This window comes from Polyangiaceae bacterium, assembly GCA_015075635.1.
GTDB lineage: Bacteria > Myxococcota_A > Polyangia > Polyangiales > Polyangiaceae > JADJKB01.
On record JABTUA010000002.1, the window covers coordinates 1,064,741 to 1,080,366 of the forward strand.

The following is a 15,626-nucleotide window of genomic DNA, read 5'->3' on the forward strand; positions in this document are numbered from 1 at the left end:
GCTTAGCCGCCCCGCCGCGACGTGCACGTCAGCACGGATGACCGACGGATCCATCGCCTCCGCCGGGCTTCACTCGGCGGACCTGTCGAACCAGGGACCAGCAGACCGCCACACCAGTGACGACGATGGCGATCTGCCAGACCCGCACCGCCGTGTCCGTGCTCGGCCTCACCCCCGCGATCATGTTCACGAGCCTGCCGGTGAAGGTGCCGTCTGCGCCGTCGCCCGCTGCCTCCCACAGATCCCGGGAGAGCGTGGTCAGGAAGCACTCGCCCAGGAAGTAGTGCGAGACTTGCGACGTCACCACGAACAGGATCGCGTACACCGTGTACGCCAAGCTCAGACGCGGCCAGCGGTGCCAAACCAAAAGCGGCAAGCCCACCGCCCACACGACCATGAAGGCGATGTGGAGGAAGTCCGAACCGATGGCGAGAGCAGAGGGCATTGCCGCTGTCCCGGAGCAGCAGCAAATTCCGCACCCGACGCGCGTCCCCGCGATTTTGCAGGAGAAGCCGGCACCCGCTCGGGGAGTTTTTGCGCCCGACAAAACCGACCCGGAAATATTGGCGTGGCGCTGTTTTCCCGAAGAGCCGATCCCGACTAGAAGTGCGGCATGCCGCGCTTTGGCTTGGCGAGCGCTGCGCAGCGCCTGCGCGAGCTGTTGAACGGGCCACGACTGCTCGTGCCGCTGGGGTTCGCCGAACGCGCGCCGCTGGACTTCCGCTTCCTGGGTCGCGCCTTGATCCAGGCTGCGCTGGTGGGGCTCGCCGCGGGGCTGGCGGGAGCCGCGTTCTTCGCCGCGCTGGAGTACTTGAGCCGGCTCTTGCTGGAAGATCTGGCGGGGTACGTCCCGGTGCGCGCGCGCGGCGAGCAGTTCGCGGCCAGCGGCCATGGCACGCCGTTCCGCCCGTGGCTGCTCGTGCTGATCCCGGCGCTGGGCGGGCTCGGCGCGGGCCTGGTGGCGCGCTGGGTGCCGGAGGTGCGCGGCGGCGGCGCCGATCCGACCATCGAAGCCTTCCACTATCGCGGCGGCATGCTGCGGCGCCGACTGATCTGGGCCAAGCCGCTGGCGTCGCTGTTCACCCTGGGCACCGGTGGCGCCGGCGGACGCGAAGGCCCGACGATGTTGATCGGCGGCGCCATCGGCTCGAGCGTCGCGCGCGCGCTCGGCCTCTCCGCCCGGGAGCGCCGCATCCTGCTCGTGGCCGGCGTGGCCGCGGGCATCTCGGCGGTGTTCCGCACTCCGCTCGGCGCGGCGCTCCTGGCGGTCGAGCTGCTCTACCGCGACGGCTTCGAGTCCGACGCCTTGATCCCGTCGGTCCTGTCGAGCGTCACGGCCTACTCGGTGGTGATCTCGATCTTCGGCGAGAGCACCCTCTTCACCCACGCGCCTCGCTTCCCGTTCGTACCGGCGCACCTGCCGCTGTACGGCCTTCTGGCGCTGGTAGTCGCCAGCGTCGCCGTGGGCTTCCTCGCGGTGTTCGGCGCCACGCGACGCGGGTTCTCGAAGCTGCCGCTGCCCGAGTGGCTCAGGCCGGCGCTGGGCGGCCTCGCGCTGGGGATCCTGGCCACGGCAGCCATCACCCTGCTGGGCGCGGGGACCACGCAGCCCGGGCAGGGCCTCGGGATCCTGGGCGGCGGCTACGGCGCGGTACAGGCGGCGATCAGCGGGGCCAGCTGGCTGCCGCTGGGCTGGAACGGCGTGTTGCTACTGGTCGGGCTGGCGCTACTCAAGATCTTCGCCAGCTCGCTGACCATCGGCTCGGGGGGCTCAGCGGGGGACTTCGCGCCGTCGCTGGCCATCGGCGGCCTCCTGGGCGGCGCCTTCGGTCGCGCCGCCCAGCTCTTGCTCCACGACCCGCGCATCGATCCGGGCGCCTTCGCCCTGGTCGGCATGGGCGCCTTCTACGCGGGTATCGCCCACGTGCCGCTCGCGGCGCTGGTGCTGGTGTGCGAGCTGGCCGGCAACTACGACCTGCTCGTACCGCTGATGCTCGCGCTCGGGATCTCCTTCGTCGTGTTGCGCAAGAAGGGCATCTACGAGGCGCAGGTGGCGACGCTGGCGGACTCCCCGGTGCACCGCGACGCCATCATGCTCGACATGCTGCGCACGGCTCACGTGTCCGAGCTGATGGTGTCGGGGCGCCCCTTCGCGAGCTTCTCACCCGGCTCGTCCGCGCAGGACGTCATCGACAAGGTGGGCGACGCCGACTGGCAGAACGTCTTCCCGGTCGTGGACGCGGAGCAGCGCTTGCTCGGCCTGGTGACCTCGGAGGCCGCCCACGTGTTGGCTCAGCAGGCCGACGACGCCCGCTGGACCATCGTCGCCGACATGATGCAGCCGGCGGTCTGGGTCCGGCAGGACGACGACCTGCACACCGCGACCAAGGCGCTGGTCGAGAGCGGGCTCCGGGAGCTCCCGGTGGTGGACGCCGAGCGCCGGGTCATCGGCTTCCTGGACGAAGCCGACATCGCGAAGCTCCACCTGAGCTCGGCGACGCGCGCGGAGGCGGGGCCGGGTTAGGTCAGGGCGACTTCCACTCGTACACGAGCTCGACCAGCTTGCCGCTGCCCTGGCTCTCGTAGGCGGTGAAGTGGGTCGAAGTGGCGGTGAACTCGAATTCCTGCGTCGTCGCGCCGGGGCAGGTCAGGTTCCGCGTGAGCTTCGTCCCTGCAACGACGAAGCTCCCGGTCGAGGTCGAGTCCTGGGTGGCGCTCCCGTCGCGCTCCACCGTCTTCAGCTCGGCGCCGTCGAAGCGCAGCGTGCGCCAGAACGTCGAGCCCGTGGCCCCGCCGTACAGCGTCGCCCCGGTCAGAGCGTAGAAGCCTCCGGTCGGCGTGCCGCCCTGCGCGACGGGCACGGTCGCGGCCGAGATGGTCGAGGCCACCTGTAGGCCGATCTGGGTGAGGTAGTTGCACGCGGCGATCTCGGCGTCGCCGTCCGCGGCTGCGTCGGCGTCGTTGCCGGCGTCTCCAGCCGCGCCGCCGCTGCCGCTCGCGCCGCCGCTGCCGCTCGCGCCGCCGCTCCCACTCGTGCCGCCGCTCCCGCTCCCGCCGCCGCTTCCGCCGCCGCTCGCGCTCGCGCCGCCGGTGCCGTCCTCGATCTCGTTGTCGTCGCAGCCGCCGGCGAGCATCGCAAACAGCGCCAGCGCGCCCACCCAGTGCCTCATCGGCGAGAGTATGCGGCAGCCGTTGAACGAACGGAAGGGGAGCGGGCACTACCGCTCGAAACGTCGCCCGCCATGCCAATCGCGGCATCGCTGGGGCGACGCGGGAGGCCGGAGTGCGCCGTCGTCTGGTGGTATCGACACTGCTGCTCACGCTGATCGCCCCGCGCACCACGCGGGCCGAGGAGGAAGAGCTGGAGTACGGGGCGACCGCCGAGGTCGAGGCCCCGCCCAGCGAGCCCGTGCGCCGCTCCGCGCCCGCCGAGGATCTGCGCCGCGTGGCCGGCGCGCGCGGCGACGCGCTGCGCGCCGTCGAGATCCTGCCCGGCGTGGCGCGCAGCGCGAGTTACGAGGGCGGCGCGCCGGTGCTGCGCGGCGCGAGCCAGCACGAGAGCGTGGTGTTCCTGGACGGCGCGCCGGTGCCTCTGCTCTACCATTTCATGAGCGCGCAGAGCTTCTTCCCCTCGCGCCTGCTCGAGCGGGTGGACCTCTACCCCAGCAACTTCTCGGTGCGCTACGGGCGGCTCGTTGGCGGGGTGATCGAGGCGCGGACTCGCGCGCCGGCGAGCGATCGCCTTCACGCGCTGCTCGACCTGTCCTTGATCGACAGCGCCGCGCTGGTTCAGACGCCTCTGGGCAAAGAAGCCTCGGTCGCCGTCGGCGCGCGCCGCAGCAACATCGACTTCTTCTTCGAGAACCTGGTCCCGGCCGACGCCTACTCGGTCGTCGCGGCGCCGGTCTACTACGACTACCAAGCCCTCGGCAGCCTGCGGCTCGGCGACGATCACCGGCTGCGCGTGATGGCCTACGGCAGCCGCGACTCCATTCGCCTGCTGTTCGCGAAGCCGGTGCTCGAAGATCCGGGGCTGCGCGGCGAGATCAAGGGCGTGCTGTCGTTCCACCGCGTGAACGCCACGCTCGAGAGCACGCCCACGAGCGAGTGGTCGCAGCGGCTCTCCCTCACCGCCGGCACGCTGACCCGCTCGCAGAGGATCGGCCCGTTGATGCAGGAGCTCGAGTCCGTGCAGCTGCTCGGGCGCGTGGATCAGAAGCTCGTGCTCGGGCCCGCGGCGGATCTGTTCTTCGGCATCGACACCGACATCGAGCTCGCGGACGGCCGCTACCACGGCCCGCGCCCGCCGGCGCCGGAGGGCGATCCGAGCATGAACGACGGCCTCGGGCTGACCGAGAGCATGAGCATCCGCGACCGGGTCGAGGTGATCCAACCCGCGGCCTTCGTCGAGCTGGCGCTCCGGCCCGACCGTCGCGTCACGCTGGTCCCAGGAGTGCGCTTCGACTGGTACGGGAACCTGGGCAAGGGCTCCATCGACCCGCGGCTCTCCGCGCGCTTCGCCCTCGGCGAGACCACCACGCTGAAGGGTGGCGTCGGGCTCTTCACGCAGCCGCCGGTCTGGTACTACGCGCTGCCGACGCTCGGCAATCCCGACCTCGACCCCTACCACGCCCTGCACGGCAGCGCCGGCGTGGAGCAACAGCTCGGTCGCGGCGTGACGCTCGGCGTCGAGGGCTACTACAAGTACATCTACCAGAACGTGGTGGGCACCGCGGGGAACGCGCCGCCCCACTTCGTCAACGACGGCAGCGGGCGCGTCTTCGGCTCCGAGCTGTCGCTCGAGCTGCGCCCGTCCGCGCGCACGTTCGGTTACCTCGCCTACTCGCTCTCGCGGAGCGAGCGGCGGGATCGCGACGGCAGCTGGCGCCTGTTCGACCACGATCAGACCCACGTGCTCTCGGCGGTGGCGTCGCAAGATCTGGGCGCCGGCTGGTCGCTGGGCGGTCGCTTCCGCCTGGTGAGCGGCGATCCGATGACCCCGGTGACCGGCGCGGTCTACGACGCGCGGGTCGATCAGTACCGGCCGACCTACGGCGCGATCGGCTCCGAGCGGCGGCCTGCCTTCCATCAGCTCGACCTGCGCGTCGAGAAGGAGTGGCGCCTCTCGCCGCTGACGCTCGCCGCCTACGTGGAGCTGCTCAACGCCTACAACGCCAAGAACCAAGAAGCGACGCGCTACAGCTACGACTACTCGCGCCGCGAAGGAGTGAGCGGAATGCCGATCCTTCCCAACATCGGCCTGCGAGGTGAGCTGTGAGAGCGCTCGCGTCTTTGATCGCGCTCGGCCTCCTGGGCTGCGACGACCCACTGGCCTACCCACAGGACATCGATCGCATGCGGGTGCTCGGCGCGCGCGTCAGCGTGGAGGGCGACTCGAGCCTCGCCTGGCCCGAGCCCGGCGAGGCCGTCTCCCTCGAGTGGCTGGTCGCCGATCCGGAGCCGGCCCCGCCCCTGGGTTGGTACTTCGAGGCCTGCCCCGCCCACGCCACCTCGCGGGGTGCTCCGGAGTGCGCCGGCGGCGTGTTCGCCAGCGGCGCCGCGCCCGCGCTCTCGCCCGCGCTGCCGCGCTTCGATTTCGTGCTGCCCGCCGCGCCGGGCGAGCGCGTGCTGGTGCGCGGGCTGGTCTGCCGCGACGCGCTCCCCCAGAGCCTCGGGACGAGCTGCCCTGGAGACCGCGAGCAGGTCCTGTTCGACGTGGTGGTGGGCGGGCCCGAGCGGCAGAACACGAACCCCACCCTCGCCGACGCGAGCCTCTTCCTGGGTACGGAGCCCTGGCCCGAGGCATCGCCGAGCGAGCTCGCGCAGGCGAGCTGTTCGCCCGGGGATCTGTCCGTGCCGAGCGGCGAGGAGCGCACGCTTCGGGTGCAGCTCGACGAGTCGGATCGCGAGCCGCTCGACGACTCGACGGGCCTCGGTCCCCCTCGCGAGCCGCTCTTGGTCTCGCACTTCGCGACCCACGGCCGGCTGTCGCGCCCGCTCAGCGTCATCGAGGGAAGCGCGAGCGAGCTGTCGGTGAGCGTCCCCTGGCGCGCCCCCGGCGACGCCGCGGGCGAGCGCGTGCGCTTCTACTTCGTGGTTCGAGACGGGCGCGGCGGAGCCGACTGGTCGGCTCGCACGCTCTGCCTCCTGCCCTGAGCATCGGAGAAAGACACATGGACATCGTGCGTGCACTGAACGGCCTCACTCAGCTCGGGGCCACCTGGGTGTTGTGGTTTCTGGTCTTGCTCAGCGTGGTGGGTCTGGCGGTCGCCATCGAGCGCGCCGTGTACCTGTTCGGATCGCGAGACGACGTGAGCGCGCTCAGCCGCGATCTGGCCAGCCTGCTCGCGCGCGGCGACCTGGAGAAGGCTCGCCATCGCCTGGAGGAGAGCCCGAGCTTCGAGGCGCGCATCGCCGTCGCAGCGCTCGACAGCAAAGACGCGCAAGCCGCAGAGGAGCGCATCGCGAAGGAGAGCACGCTGGTCAAGCTCGACCTGGAGCGCCGGTTGGTCTTCCTGGGGACGCTGGGCAACAACGCCCCCTTCGTGGGCCTGCTCGGCACCGTGATCGGCATCGTGCGCGCGTTCCACGCCCTCGGCTCCGGCGCCGGGCAGGTGTCCGCCGGGCTGATGGCGGAGATCGGCGAGGCGCTGGTGGCCACGGCCTTCGGCCTGATCGTGGCGCTGCCGGCGGTGGCCTGCTTCAACTTCTTCCAGCGCGTGATCCGCGCACGTCTGGCCGGTGCGGACGCGCTGTCGCGCGAGGTGCTGGCCCACCTGAAGAGCCAAGGTTGAGCCATGGCCGCCATTCAGCACGACGACGACGAGATGATCACGGGCATCAACGTCACTCCGCTGGTGGACGTGGTGCTGGTGCTGCTGGTGATCCTGATGGTCACCGCGACCTACCTGGTGGCACGCACCATCCCGGTGGACCTGCCCAAGGCCCAGACCGGAGAGGCCAGCACGAGCCCGCTCTCGATCACGCTCGACGCGAGCGGGACGCTGTACCTGGACGGCACGCGTGTGAGCAAGAGCGAGCTCCGCGCGCGCATCGGCGAACGGCGCCGGCGCGAGCCCGGAGCGCGGGCGGTGATCGCCGCCGACGGCTCGCTGGCGCACCGCGCGGTGGTCTCGCTGGTGGACCTCCTGCGCAGCGAGGGGATCACCCAGTTCGCCATCAACGTCGATCCGAGCGATCTGGAAGATGCGCGTTGACAAGCACCTGCTCGAGCTCTCGCTCGCGGTGAGCGCGCTGGCGCACGCGGGCGCCGGTCTCGTGCTGCCGCAGCGCTCGTTCACCGCGCCGAGCGCGAGCGCGCCCGTGGAGTTCGTGGCGCTGCCGCCGCCGCCCGCGCCGCGTGTGGACGAGCCGCCCGAACCCGAGCCCGAGCCCGAGCCGCCGCCGGCGAAGCGCGCGGCGCCGAAGCCGATCGCGCCCGCACCCGCGCCGAAGCCCACGAGCGCCGAGCCCCCTGCCGAGCTCAGTGGCACGACCCTCACCGCCGAGGGTCCAGGCACGAGCTTCGCGGCGCCCACGGGCGACGGCTCGGAGCGGCGCGAGCCGATCCAGAGCGGCACCGCGCCGGCATCGGCGCCGCCGCCGAAGCCGAGCGCCCCCGCTACTGCTCCTGCCCCCAAGCCTGCAACGAGCACGGTGCCGCTGCCCGATCTGGCGCGCCGGCCCGAACCCCCCGCGCTAGCAGGCACGCTGGCCCGCCACTACCCGGAGGACGCGCGACGCCGCGGCGTGGGTGGCCAAGCCGTGGTGCGCGCCCGCGTGGACTCGGACGGCAAGGTGCGCACGGCGTCGGTCGTTTCGGAGTCCGAACCCGGCTTCGGGGCTGCGTGCCAGCGCACGCTGATCGGCTCGAAGTGGTCGCCGCCGATGGACCGCGAGGGCAGGCCAGTCGGCACCTGGGTACGCTATACCTGTCGCTTCCGGGTCGGGCTTTGAACGACGCGACCGCGAGCGGGAACCGAGCAACGATGAGAACGCTGGCGCCCATTCTGTTCGCGCTCTCGAGCCTGCTCAGCCTGCCCGCGCAGGCGCAGGTCGCCGCGCCCGCCAGCGCGCCCAGCCGCGCGCCGCTGATCGTGCGCGTGGACGCCGGCAGCTCCGGGCTCTCGGCGGACGTGATCCGGACCGCCATCGGCAAGGAGCTCGGCGTGGAGGCCGTCGCCGAGGGAGAAGCGTCGAGCTCGGTCGGCGTGCGCATCCTGGGCAACCGAGCGCGGGTCAGCTTCACGCGCGCGAGCGGCGAGAAGCTCGAGCGCGAGGTCGAGCTGCCGGTGGAGACGTCGTCGCGCATCGAGGTGATCGCGCTCCTGGCGGGGAACCTGGCCCGCGACGAAGCCAGCGAGCTGCTCGCGGGGCTGAAGAAGCCCGAGCCGGAGCCCGAGCCGGAGCCCGAGCCCGAGCCCGTCGCGGCGGTCGAACCCACGCCCACGCCAGCTCCGGCGCTCGGCGTCGAGGCCAAGACGACACCTGCTCCCGCTTCCGCCGAGGGCGCGCGTCGCGGACCGCTCGCCGCGAACCTCTCGCTCTTCCACCCGCTGGCCATCGTGGACGGCAGCGAGCGTCAGACCTTCGACATCGAGGTCGGCCTGGCCTACAGCCGCATCGGCGGCCTCACCGGCTTCGGCCTGACCGTCGGCCACCTGCGCGTCGAAGGGCCAGCGAACGGGGTCGGCATCTCCGGTCTCTGGACCCGCGTCGACGGCGACGCCCGGGGCGCGTTCGGCACCGGCATCCTCGCGCAGGGCGGCGGCAAGCTCGAAGGCGCCGAGGCCAGCGGCATCGCGACGCTCCGGCGCGGGGACGTGGACGGCGCGCAAGGAGCCGGCATCGTGAGCACGGCGGCGCGCGTGCGCGGCGCGCAGCTCTCCGGCGCGGTGAGCTGGGCCAACGGGCCCGTGATCGGCTTTCAGGCCGCGGGCGCTCTCGCGTACGCCAAGCAAGACGTGGAGGGCGTGCAGCTCAGTGTCCTCAACATCGGCGGCAACGTGCACGGAGCGCAGCTCGGCCTCGTCAACATCGGCGGCAACGTGAAGGGCTCGCAGGTGGGTCTGGTCAACGTCTCCGATCGCGTCGAGGGCGTGCCCCTCGGCCTCGTCAACGTGGTCAAGAACGGTCGCACGCAAGCGGTGGCCTGGGCGGACACGCAAGTGGTGGCCAACGCCGCAGTGAAGTACCTGAACGGACCGGTCTACACCCTCGTCGGCGCGGGCTACGACGGCGGCGACGGCGCGGCGCCGACGTTCGCCATCGGCGCGCACGTGAAGCTCAGTCGCGCCACCCACCTGGAGATCGACGCCCTCTACCGCTACCTCAGCGACTTCGACGACACGGACTCGGATCCCGACCGCCACCTGAGCGCGCTCCGAGGACTGATCGGCATCGAGGGGCTCGGCCCCACCGGGGTCTTCGTGGGCGGCGGGGTCAGCCACGACGTGGACTCCCACGGCGAGGGGTCGAGGGTTCGAGCCTACGGGGTGGCGGGCGTCAGCTTGTTCTAGAAGCGCCGGAAATCATTGGTGTTCGATTTTCGTTGAACGACTCTTCCCGATCCGGGCACCAAGATGAGAGCCGCCGCATGACCGTGAACGTGGACCTCTCGATCTCGTACGCGGGAACGGACCCCGACGCGCGCGCCGAGCTCTGCGCGCGGCTCGAGCGCGGGGAGCCGGCGGCGGTGGGACAGGTCTACGACGAGCATCACGAGGCGGTGCGCGCGTTCGCTGCTCGCCTGGTCGGCGAACCCGCAGCCGCGGAGGATCTGGTCCACGAGGTCTTCGTCTCGTTGCCTCGCGCCATCCACGGCTTCCGCGGCGAGTCGTCGATCCGCACCTTCCTGATCTCGATCGCGGTCAACCACGCGCGCCACTTCGTGCGCGCAGCGGCGCGCCGGCGCGCGGCGCTCCAGAAGTACTCCGACGAGCCGCCGCCCTCGAGCCCGAGCCCGGAGCGGGACCTGCGCCGCCGCGAGCTGGCAAACGCGCTCTCTCGAGCCCTCGACGAGCTGCCGCTGGACCAGCGCGTGGCCTTCGTGCTCTGCGACGTGGAGGAGCGCACCTCGTCGCAGGCAGCGCGCATCGCCGGCGCCCCCGAGGGCACGATGCGCACGCGCCTGTTCCACGCTCGGAAGAAGCTGCGCGCGCTGCTCGAGAAGGAGGGGTTCCGATGAGCGAAGATCTGCTCCGCGCCGCGACGCGCGCGCTCCGCGACCAGAGCGCTCCCGCCGCCGACTCGGCCCGCTTCACCCGCGCGCGCGTCATGGCCTCGCTGCACAAGCGGGAGCGGCGTCGCAGCGCGAAGGTCGCGTTCCTGTTGCCCATCGCTGCGGTGCTGGTGGGCTCCACGGCCTTCGGCGCCGCCGGCGGGCGTCTGCCCGCGAGCTGGCAGAGCGCGCTCGGAATGGCGCGAGCCGCGGACGCTCCGAGCCTGGGGCGGCCGGCGGAGCACGGCGCGGAGCTGTCGCGGCGCGCCCCGAGGCTGCTCGCGCCGCCAGCCGTGCTGCCACCTCCGGCGCCCGAGCCGGCTCCCGCGACCGTCGAAGAGCCAGCCGCCGTCACACCCGCCAAGGCTGCTCCGCTCGCGGATCCGTCCCACGAGCTGTACCGCGCCGCGCACCGGCGGCACTTCACCGAGGGCGACTCGGCCGCCGCCCTCGCGGCCTGGGACGCCTACCTCGCCGCCGCGCCCCGCGGGCGCTTCTCGACCGAGGCGCGCTACAACCGCGCGCTGTGTCTGGCGCGGCTCGGCCGGAGCGCGGAAGCGCGCGCGGCGCTCGAGCCCTTCGCGGCGGGTCGCTTCGGCGGCTACCGGCAGCGCGAGGCGAGCGAGCTGTCGGAGGCGCTGGGGCGCTGACCTAACACGCGCTCTTGCACACGCCGGAGCAGCACTTGTCGCTGCCCGGACAGTCGCTGTTGCCGCAGCACGCGACGCAGGTGCCGTTGCCGCAGTCCTTGGAGGTGCCCGGGCACACACAGGTGCTCCCCGCACAGACCTTGCCGCCGGTGCACTTCTTGCCGCAGCCGCCGCAGTGGTTCTGGTCCTTGGTGGTGTCGGCGCAGAAGTTGTTGCACAGGGTCAATGCTGACGGGCACGCCGGCACGCAGACGCTGTTCGCGCAGCTGGTGCTGCCGCCTTGAGGCGCCGTGCAGACGTTGGTGCAGCTGCCGCAGTGGTTCTTGTCGGTCTTCAGGTTGAAGCAGTCGAGCCCGCACTTGCTGAACCCGTTGTTGCAGGTGACGTTGCAGTTGCCGTTGTTGCACACCGGCGAGCCTTGCCCGCTCGCGGGGCCGGGGCACTGCTGGCAGGTCGAGCCGCAGTGGCTCGCGTCGGTCAGCGTGGCGAAGCACGTCGAGGCGGTCCCGCACAGGGAGTAGGTCTGGTTGCAGGCGAAGCCGCAGTTGCCGCCGGAGCAGCTGGGCGTGGCGTTCTGCGGCGCCGTGCAGGTCTTGCTGCAAGAACCGCAGGCCGTCACCGTGGTGTTCAGGTTCGTCTCGCAGCCGGTGCTCACCTTGCCGTCGCAGCTGGCCCACCCGGCCTTGCAGCTGCCGATGGTGCAAGAGCCGCCGCTGCAATCTTGGTTGGCGTTCGGCAGGTTGCACGCGCTGCCGCAGCCGCCGCAGTGGCTCGGGTTCGTGTTGCTGTTCGTCTCGCAGCCGTTGTCGGCGTTGCCGTCGCAGTTGCGGAACGGCGCGTTGCAGACGATGCCGCACTTGCCGGCGCTGCAGCCGGCGGTGCCGTTGGTGGAGTTGCACTGCTTGCCGCAGCTGCCGCAGTTGCCCGGATCCGTCGCGACGTTCGTCTCGCAGCCGTTGGCCTCGACGCCGTCGCAGTTCTCCCAGCCGGCTTCGCAGCTCTTGATCTTGCAGACCTGACCGACGCACTCGTTCACGGCGTGGGCCAGGCTGCAAGCGTTGCCGCAGAACTTGCAGTTCAGGACATCGGTGTTGCTGTCCACCTCGCAGCCGTTGCTCTTGTCCTTGTCGCAGTCGAGCAGCGTGTCCGGATCGCAGTAGTTGACGATGCAGGTGCCGGCGTCGCAGATCCAGTTCTGCCCCTTGGTGGCCTTGCAGTCGGTGCCGCAGGTTCCGCAGTTCTGGTGGTCGCCGTCCACGTTCGTCTCGCAGCCGTCCACCGGGTTGCCGTTGCAGTCCTGCCAGCCGGGATCGCAGGCGTCCACCTGGCACTCGCCGGTCGCAGCGCACTTCGCGGTGGCGTGCGGCAACGGGCAAGGCGTGCAGCCGGTGCTGTCCGAGCAACCAGTTTGGGGCGTGTTCGCGTCCACGCACTTCAGCTGCCCGCTACCGTCGGGGCACACCTTGGAGCCGGGAAAGCAGCTGGTGCTCACACCGCCACCGCCGCCGGTGCCGCCCACGCCGGCGTCCGAGAGGGCCTCCAGCCCACCCTCCTCGGTGATGCTGCAGGCCGCGGCGACGAGCGCCGCCGCCAGCGCCAGGACCACCGAGGCGAGGGGGCGCCGCATGAGAGGAACTCTACACCGGGCGCCAGCCCGGTTCACGGAGTCGCGCCGGGCGCGAGCAATTCCTTCAGGACATCACCAGCATCCAGCTTGCCGGACCCCGGGCCGAGGAGCTTCAGGAGCAGCTTCATCGCGACGTCCACCTCGGGCCCCATCTGCTTTGCCGCCTCTTCGCCGATCCAGCCGGCCAGGAGCTTGCGCATGTCGGCCTTCCCGAGATCTTCGTCACCGTGAGCCTCTTCGAGCCAGCGCTTGGCGAGGGCGCGCACGCGGGCTTCGTGCTCGCCCGTGGCCAGCGCGTCCACGAGCCCTCGCGGCGGCGCCTGCTTGAAGCGATGCCGCGCGACGTAGGCGCGGATCGCGGCGAAGAACGCCTCGTCGCCCATCACCTTCTGCACCTCGCGGAAGAAGAACGGTCCCTTGCCGTAGACCAACCCCGCGTAAGCGACCTCGCCGGCGAACGCCTCCACGGGCCGGTCCACCGCGCCGTCCTCGACGCCGAACAGACGCATGGTGTGGTAGTTCGCGAGCACCTCGCGCTCGGCCTCCAGCTTGGCGCGCTCGGGCCCGTGGCGCTCCGACACGTAGAGCACCGCGCTCCACTGCGCGAAGGACTCGTCCTGGAACGGGTGCTTGCGGGTGTCGCTCCCGACCAGCCCCGGCCACCACTGGTGCGCGACCTCGTGGGCGGTGACGAACTCCAGCATGGCGTCCGTCATCTGCTTCATCCCGGCGTCTCCGCCGCCGCCGCCGAGCAGCCCCGCGAGCACGCCCAGGGGACCTTCGTCGAGCGCCGGGCGGTACAGCATGCTCGCAACGGTCACCAGCCCGCTGAACTCGACGCCGCCGGCGCCGCCGACCAGCGGCGCCTCGACCACGTCGAGATCCACGTACGGGTAGCGGCCGAAGAGCTTCTCGAAGGTCGCCAGCGACGAGGCAGCGGCGTCCAGCACGCGCTCGCCGGCTTCCTTGTCGCGCGCGAGGAAGTGGGAGCGCACCTCGACGTCGCCAACCTTGCGGCTCGCCGTCTCGAAGCGCGGGCTGAGCATCAGGGCGAAATCGCGCACCAGCGCCGCGACCACCCGAGTCTCGCGCCGCGCGCCGGCCTCGGCCTTCGGCGCCGGCGCGCTCCCGACGGTGGTGCCTGAGCTGACCACCTTCGCGTCCGCCGGAGCGATCACCTTCGCGCGCACGTGGCTCAGCCCGTCGGCGCCCAGATCGCCCATCTGCGACGCGTCCGTCTTCTCCCATTTCCCGTCGCGGAAGCGGCCGAGCACCGCGTAGAAGCTGGCCAGCGACGCGATCTCTTCGCCGCGGGAGAGCAAGCCGTAGTCGCCGGCGCCCTTGCCGCTCTTCAGCCGCTCGAGCGACTCGAGGCCCTGCGCCAGCATGCTGGTCCGACCGGGCTCGATGGCGCGGAGCTCCGCGCTGAGGGCGAGCGCGAGCTTCACGCGCTCGCCCGGACCAAGGGGCTTGTCGAGCTTCGCCACCACCACGCTGGGGCTCGGCGTGCTCACGCTGCAGGCCGGACCCTCGGAGCACGCCCCCTTGCCGACCTTCACGGGCGGCGCGTCGCCGACCGCGTTGATGTAGACCCGCAGCACCAGCTCGTCGAGGGGCACGCCGAAACCGTTGGTGAAGTGGAGCGTCTCGGTGACCTGAGCGCGCCCCAGATCGTCCGACAGGTCCAGCTCGAGCTCGTAGAGCGGCAGCTCGTTCAGCGCCTTCACTCCGGCGCTCCGGGCTGCACCGGCGCGTTCCTCGCTGCGCAGCGACTCGGCGAGGGTTGCCGCGTCGTACCAGGTCTTGGCGGCGGGGAGCTCGCTCTTCTTGCAGCCGGTGGCGAAGGCGAGGCCGAGCGCGAGCAGGGCCAGGCGAGCAGGGCTCATCGGCCCTTCACTCACCTTTGCTCGAAGCGCGGGCGTCGGCAGGCGGCGCCGGCTTCGGCGCGGGCGCGCCGGGGTCCTTGACCTCGACCTTGGGACGGGTCTCGTCTTGCTTGATGCTGTAGCGAACCAGGGCACGCACCGCCTTGTTCCGCTCGACGTTGCCGAGCACCATCTTGATGTCCTCGTAGACGCTCGGGTCCACGAGCAGCGCGCCCACGGTGCCCTTGCCCGCGCGCACGCCGGCGACGATCTGGCGCAGATCTCGGCTCATCACGTTCAGGTTGCTCATCAGCTCCTGCGACTTGTCGTCGCCGTAGATCAGGCTCTTGGCCGGGCCGTTGCCCTCGCGGATCCCCTTGAGCGTGAGAGCCAGCTCCTCCGCGGCGTTGCCGAACGAGGTCACCGTCTTGGTCGGCGCGTCGCCGTAGACCACGTCGTGCGCGAAGCCGGGGCCGGCCTGCACGCGGTTCACGATGGCGTTCACGCCGCGTAGGGTCTGATTGAGCTCCGCGGTCGTCTTCTCCAGGTTGGTGAGCGTGCGCGACAGCTTCTCTGCCTCGGCAGGGTCCTTCAACAGCCTCGCCGCGTAGCCGTTGCCCTCGTCGAGCGACTTCAGGATGCTGTTGAGCGAGCGCGCGGTGCCCTTCACGTCCTCGGTGAAGCGCTCCTCGGCCATGACGCCGGTGGTCTTCTCCAGGTTGCCCATCACGCTCTCGGCCTTGGCGCTGATGTTGGCGACCTGTCCCATCATGTCGCCCAGGTCCTTGGCGGTCTTGGTCGGCACCACCCCGCCCGCCACGATGCGCTCCGCCCCAGCTGATCCGGCCTTGAGCGTCACCATCTTGTCGCCGAGCAGGCCCTTGTTGTCGATCATGACCCAGCTGTCGGCTCGGATGCGGCGCGCCTCGTCCTTCACCACGGTGAAGCTCACGTACAGCTTCAGGTCGTCCGGGTCGTCGGAGTAGCGCACGTCCGACACCGCGCCCACGTCCACGCCGCCCATGCGCACGGTGGATCCCCGCTTCAGGCCCTGCACGTCGTCGAAGACCGCACGGTAGGTGTCCTTGCGCTCGAAGGCCTGCCGCTCGTCTCCAATCAAGAAGATGACGAGGCCGAAGACGGTCATGCCCACGAGCACGAACAGTCCGACCTTGATCTCGCGCTTGAGGGACATAGGGCGGGTCCGAAAGTCTAGTACCAGGAAGGGAACGCGGAAAGGCACCGCCCCGAACGGGCGCCGAACC

General features: G+C 71.2%; 14 protein-coding genes. 9 read left to right on the forward strand and 5 right to left on the reverse strand.

Going from position 1 to position 15,626, the window contains the following annotated elements; translation table 11 throughout:
- Positions 1 to 28: 28 nt before the first annotated feature.
- Positions 29 to 445 (reverse strand): hypothetical protein, encoded by a 417-nt coding sequence (locus tag HS104_21160; protein MBE7482479.1) that lies wholly within the window; start codon positions 443 to 445, stop codon positions 29 to 31.
- A gap of 168 nt (positions 446 to 613) precedes the next feature.
- On the opposite strand from HS104_21160, the gene HS104_21165 reads away from it, so the two are divergent.
- Positions 614 to 2,524: a chloride channel protein gene (locus tag HS104_21165; protein MBE7482480.1), complete on the forward strand. Its 1,911-nt coding sequence runs from the start codon at positions 614 to 616 to the stop codon at positions 2,522 to 2,524.
- Between the two features lies 1 nt (position 2,525).
- On the opposite strand, the gene HS104_21170 is transcribed toward HS104_21165, so the two are convergent.
- Positions 2,526 to 3,170 carry a hypothetical protein gene (locus HS104_21170; GenBank protein ID MBE7482481.1) on the reverse strand — a complete coding sequence of 215 codons (645 nt, stop codon included), beginning with the start codon at positions 3,168 to 3,170 and terminating at the stop codon, positions 2,526 to 2,528.
- A gap of 113 nt (positions 3,171 to 3,283) precedes the next feature.
- Between HS104_21170 and HS104_21175 the strand changes: the two genes are divergently transcribed.
- From HS104_21175 to HS104_21210, 8 genes are all read left to right on the forward strand, one after another.
- Positions 3,284 to 5,278, forward strand: a complete 1,995-nt coding sequence (locus HS104_21175; protein ID MBE7482482.1) for a TonB-dependent receptor — start codon at positions 3,284 to 3,286, stop codon at positions 5,276 to 5,278.
- On the forward strand, positions 5,275 to 6,156 hold the full coding sequence (locus HS104_21180; protein MBE7482483.1) for a hypothetical protein: 882 nt from the start codon (positions 5,275 to 5,277) through the stop codon (positions 6,154 to 6,156). Before HS104_21175 ends, HS104_21180 begins: the two co-directional genes overlap by 4 nt.
- A gap of 17 nt (positions 6,157 to 6,173) precedes the next feature.
- Complete coding sequence (locus tag HS104_21185) at positions 6,174 to 6,794, forward strand: MotA/TolQ/ExbB proton channel family protein (GenBank protein MBE7482484.1); 621 nt, start codon at positions 6,174 to 6,176, stop codon at positions 6,792 to 6,794.
- A gap of 3 nt (positions 6,795 to 6,797) precedes the next feature.
- Entirely contained in the window at positions 6,798 to 7,217 is a 420-nt protein-coding gene (locus tag HS104_21190; GenBank protein ID MBE7482485.1) for a biopolymer transporter ExbD, read from the forward strand.
- Positions 7,207 to 7,956, forward strand: coding sequence for a TonB family protein (locus HS104_21195; protein ID MBE7482486.1), 750 nt, complete (start codon positions 7,207 to 7,209; stop codon positions 7,954 to 7,956). The genes HS104_21190 and HS104_21195 overlap by 11 nt, the downstream gene beginning before the upstream one ends.
- Positions 7,957 to 7,988: 32 nt before the next feature.
- Positions 7,989 to 9,518, forward strand: a complete 1,530-nt coding sequence (locus HS104_21200) for a hypothetical protein (protein MBE7482487.1) — start codon at positions 7,989 to 7,991, stop codon at positions 9,516 to 9,518.
- Positions 9,519 to 9,595: 77 nt separating this feature from the next.
- On the forward strand, positions 9,596 to 10,186 hold the full coding sequence (locus HS104_21205; GenBank protein ID MBE7482488.1) for an RNA polymerase sigma factor: 591 nt from the start codon (positions 9,596 to 9,598) through the stop codon (positions 10,184 to 10,186).
- Positions 10,183 to 10,869, forward strand: coding sequence for a hypothetical protein (locus HS104_21210; GenBank protein MBE7482489.1), 687 nt, complete (start codon positions 10,183 to 10,185; stop codon positions 10,867 to 10,869). The genes HS104_21205 and HS104_21210 overlap by 4 nt, the downstream gene beginning before the upstream one ends.
- 1 nt (position 10,870) lies before the next feature.
- Here the strand turns inward: HS104_21210 and HS104_21215 are convergent, their stop codons facing one another.
- From HS104_21215 to HS104_21225, 3 genes are read right to left on the reverse strand one after another with little or no spacing between them, the layout of a single operon-like run.
- Positions 10,871 to 12,496 (reverse strand): hypothetical protein, encoded by a 1,626-nt coding sequence (locus tag HS104_21215; GenBank protein ID MBE7482490.1) that lies wholly within the window; start codon positions 12,494 to 12,496, stop codon positions 10,871 to 10,873.
- A gap of 32 nt (positions 12,497 to 12,528) precedes the next feature.
- Entirely contained in the window at positions 12,529 to 14,382 is a 1,854-nt protein-coding gene (locus tag HS104_21220; protein ID MBE7482491.1) for a hypothetical protein, read from the reverse strand.
- Between the two features lie 7 nt (positions 14,383 to 14,389).
- Positions 14,390 to 15,556, reverse strand: coding sequence for an MCE family protein (locus HS104_21225; protein ID MBE7482492.1), 1,167 nt, complete (start codon positions 15,554 to 15,556; stop codon positions 14,390 to 14,392).
- Positions 15,557 to 15,626: the final 70 nt, after the last annotated feature.

Bases quoted from the DNA above. Each gene is read 5' to 3' on its own strand.
- HS104_21160 (MBE7482479.1), bottom strand. From the start codon at position 445: ATGCCCTCTGCTCTCGCCATCGGTTCGGACTTCCTCCACATCGCCTTC.
- HS104_21165 (MBE7482480.1), top strand. From the start codon at position 614: ATGCCGCGCTTTGGCTTGGCGAGCGCTGCGCAGCGCCTGCGCGAGCTG.
- HS104_21170 (MBE7482481.1), bottom strand. From the start codon at position 3,170: ATGAGGCACTGGGTGGGCGCGCTGGCGCTGTTTGCGATGCTCGCCGGC.
- HS104_21185 (MBE7482484.1), top strand. From the start codon at position 6,174: ATGGACATCGTGCGTGCACTGAACGGCCTCACTCAGCTCGGGGCCACC.
- HS104_21190 (MBE7482485.1), top strand. From the start codon at position 6,798: ATGGCCGCCATTCAGCACGACGACGACGAGATGATCACGGGCATCAAC.
- HS104_21195 (MBE7482486.1), top strand. From the start codon at position 7,207: ATGCGCGTTGACAAGCACCTGCTCGAGCTCTCGCTCGCGGTGAGCGCG.
- HS104_21200 (MBE7482487.1), top strand. From the start codon at position 7,989: ATGAGAACGCTGGCGCCCATTCTGTTCGCGCTCTCGAGCCTGCTCAGC.
- HS104_21205 (MBE7482488.1), top strand. From the start codon at position 9,596: ATGACCGTGAACGTGGACCTCTCGATCTCGTACGCGGGAACGGACCCC.
- HS104_21210 (MBE7482489.1), top strand. From the start codon at position 10,183: ATGAGCGAAGATCTGCTCCGCGCCGCGACGCGCGCGCTCCGCGACCAG.
- HS104_21215 (MBE7482490.1), bottom strand. From the start codon at position 12,496: ATGCGGCGCCCCCTCGCCTCGGTGGTCCTGGCGCTGGCGGCGGCGCTC.
- HS104_21220 (MBE7482491.1), bottom strand. From the start codon at position 14,382: ATGAGCCCTGCTCGCCTGGCCCTGCTCGCGCTCGGCCTCGCCTTCGCC.
- HS104_21225 (MBE7482492.1), bottom strand. From the start codon at position 15,556: ATGTCCCTCAAGCGCGAGATCAAGGTCGGACTGTTCGTGCTCGTGGGC.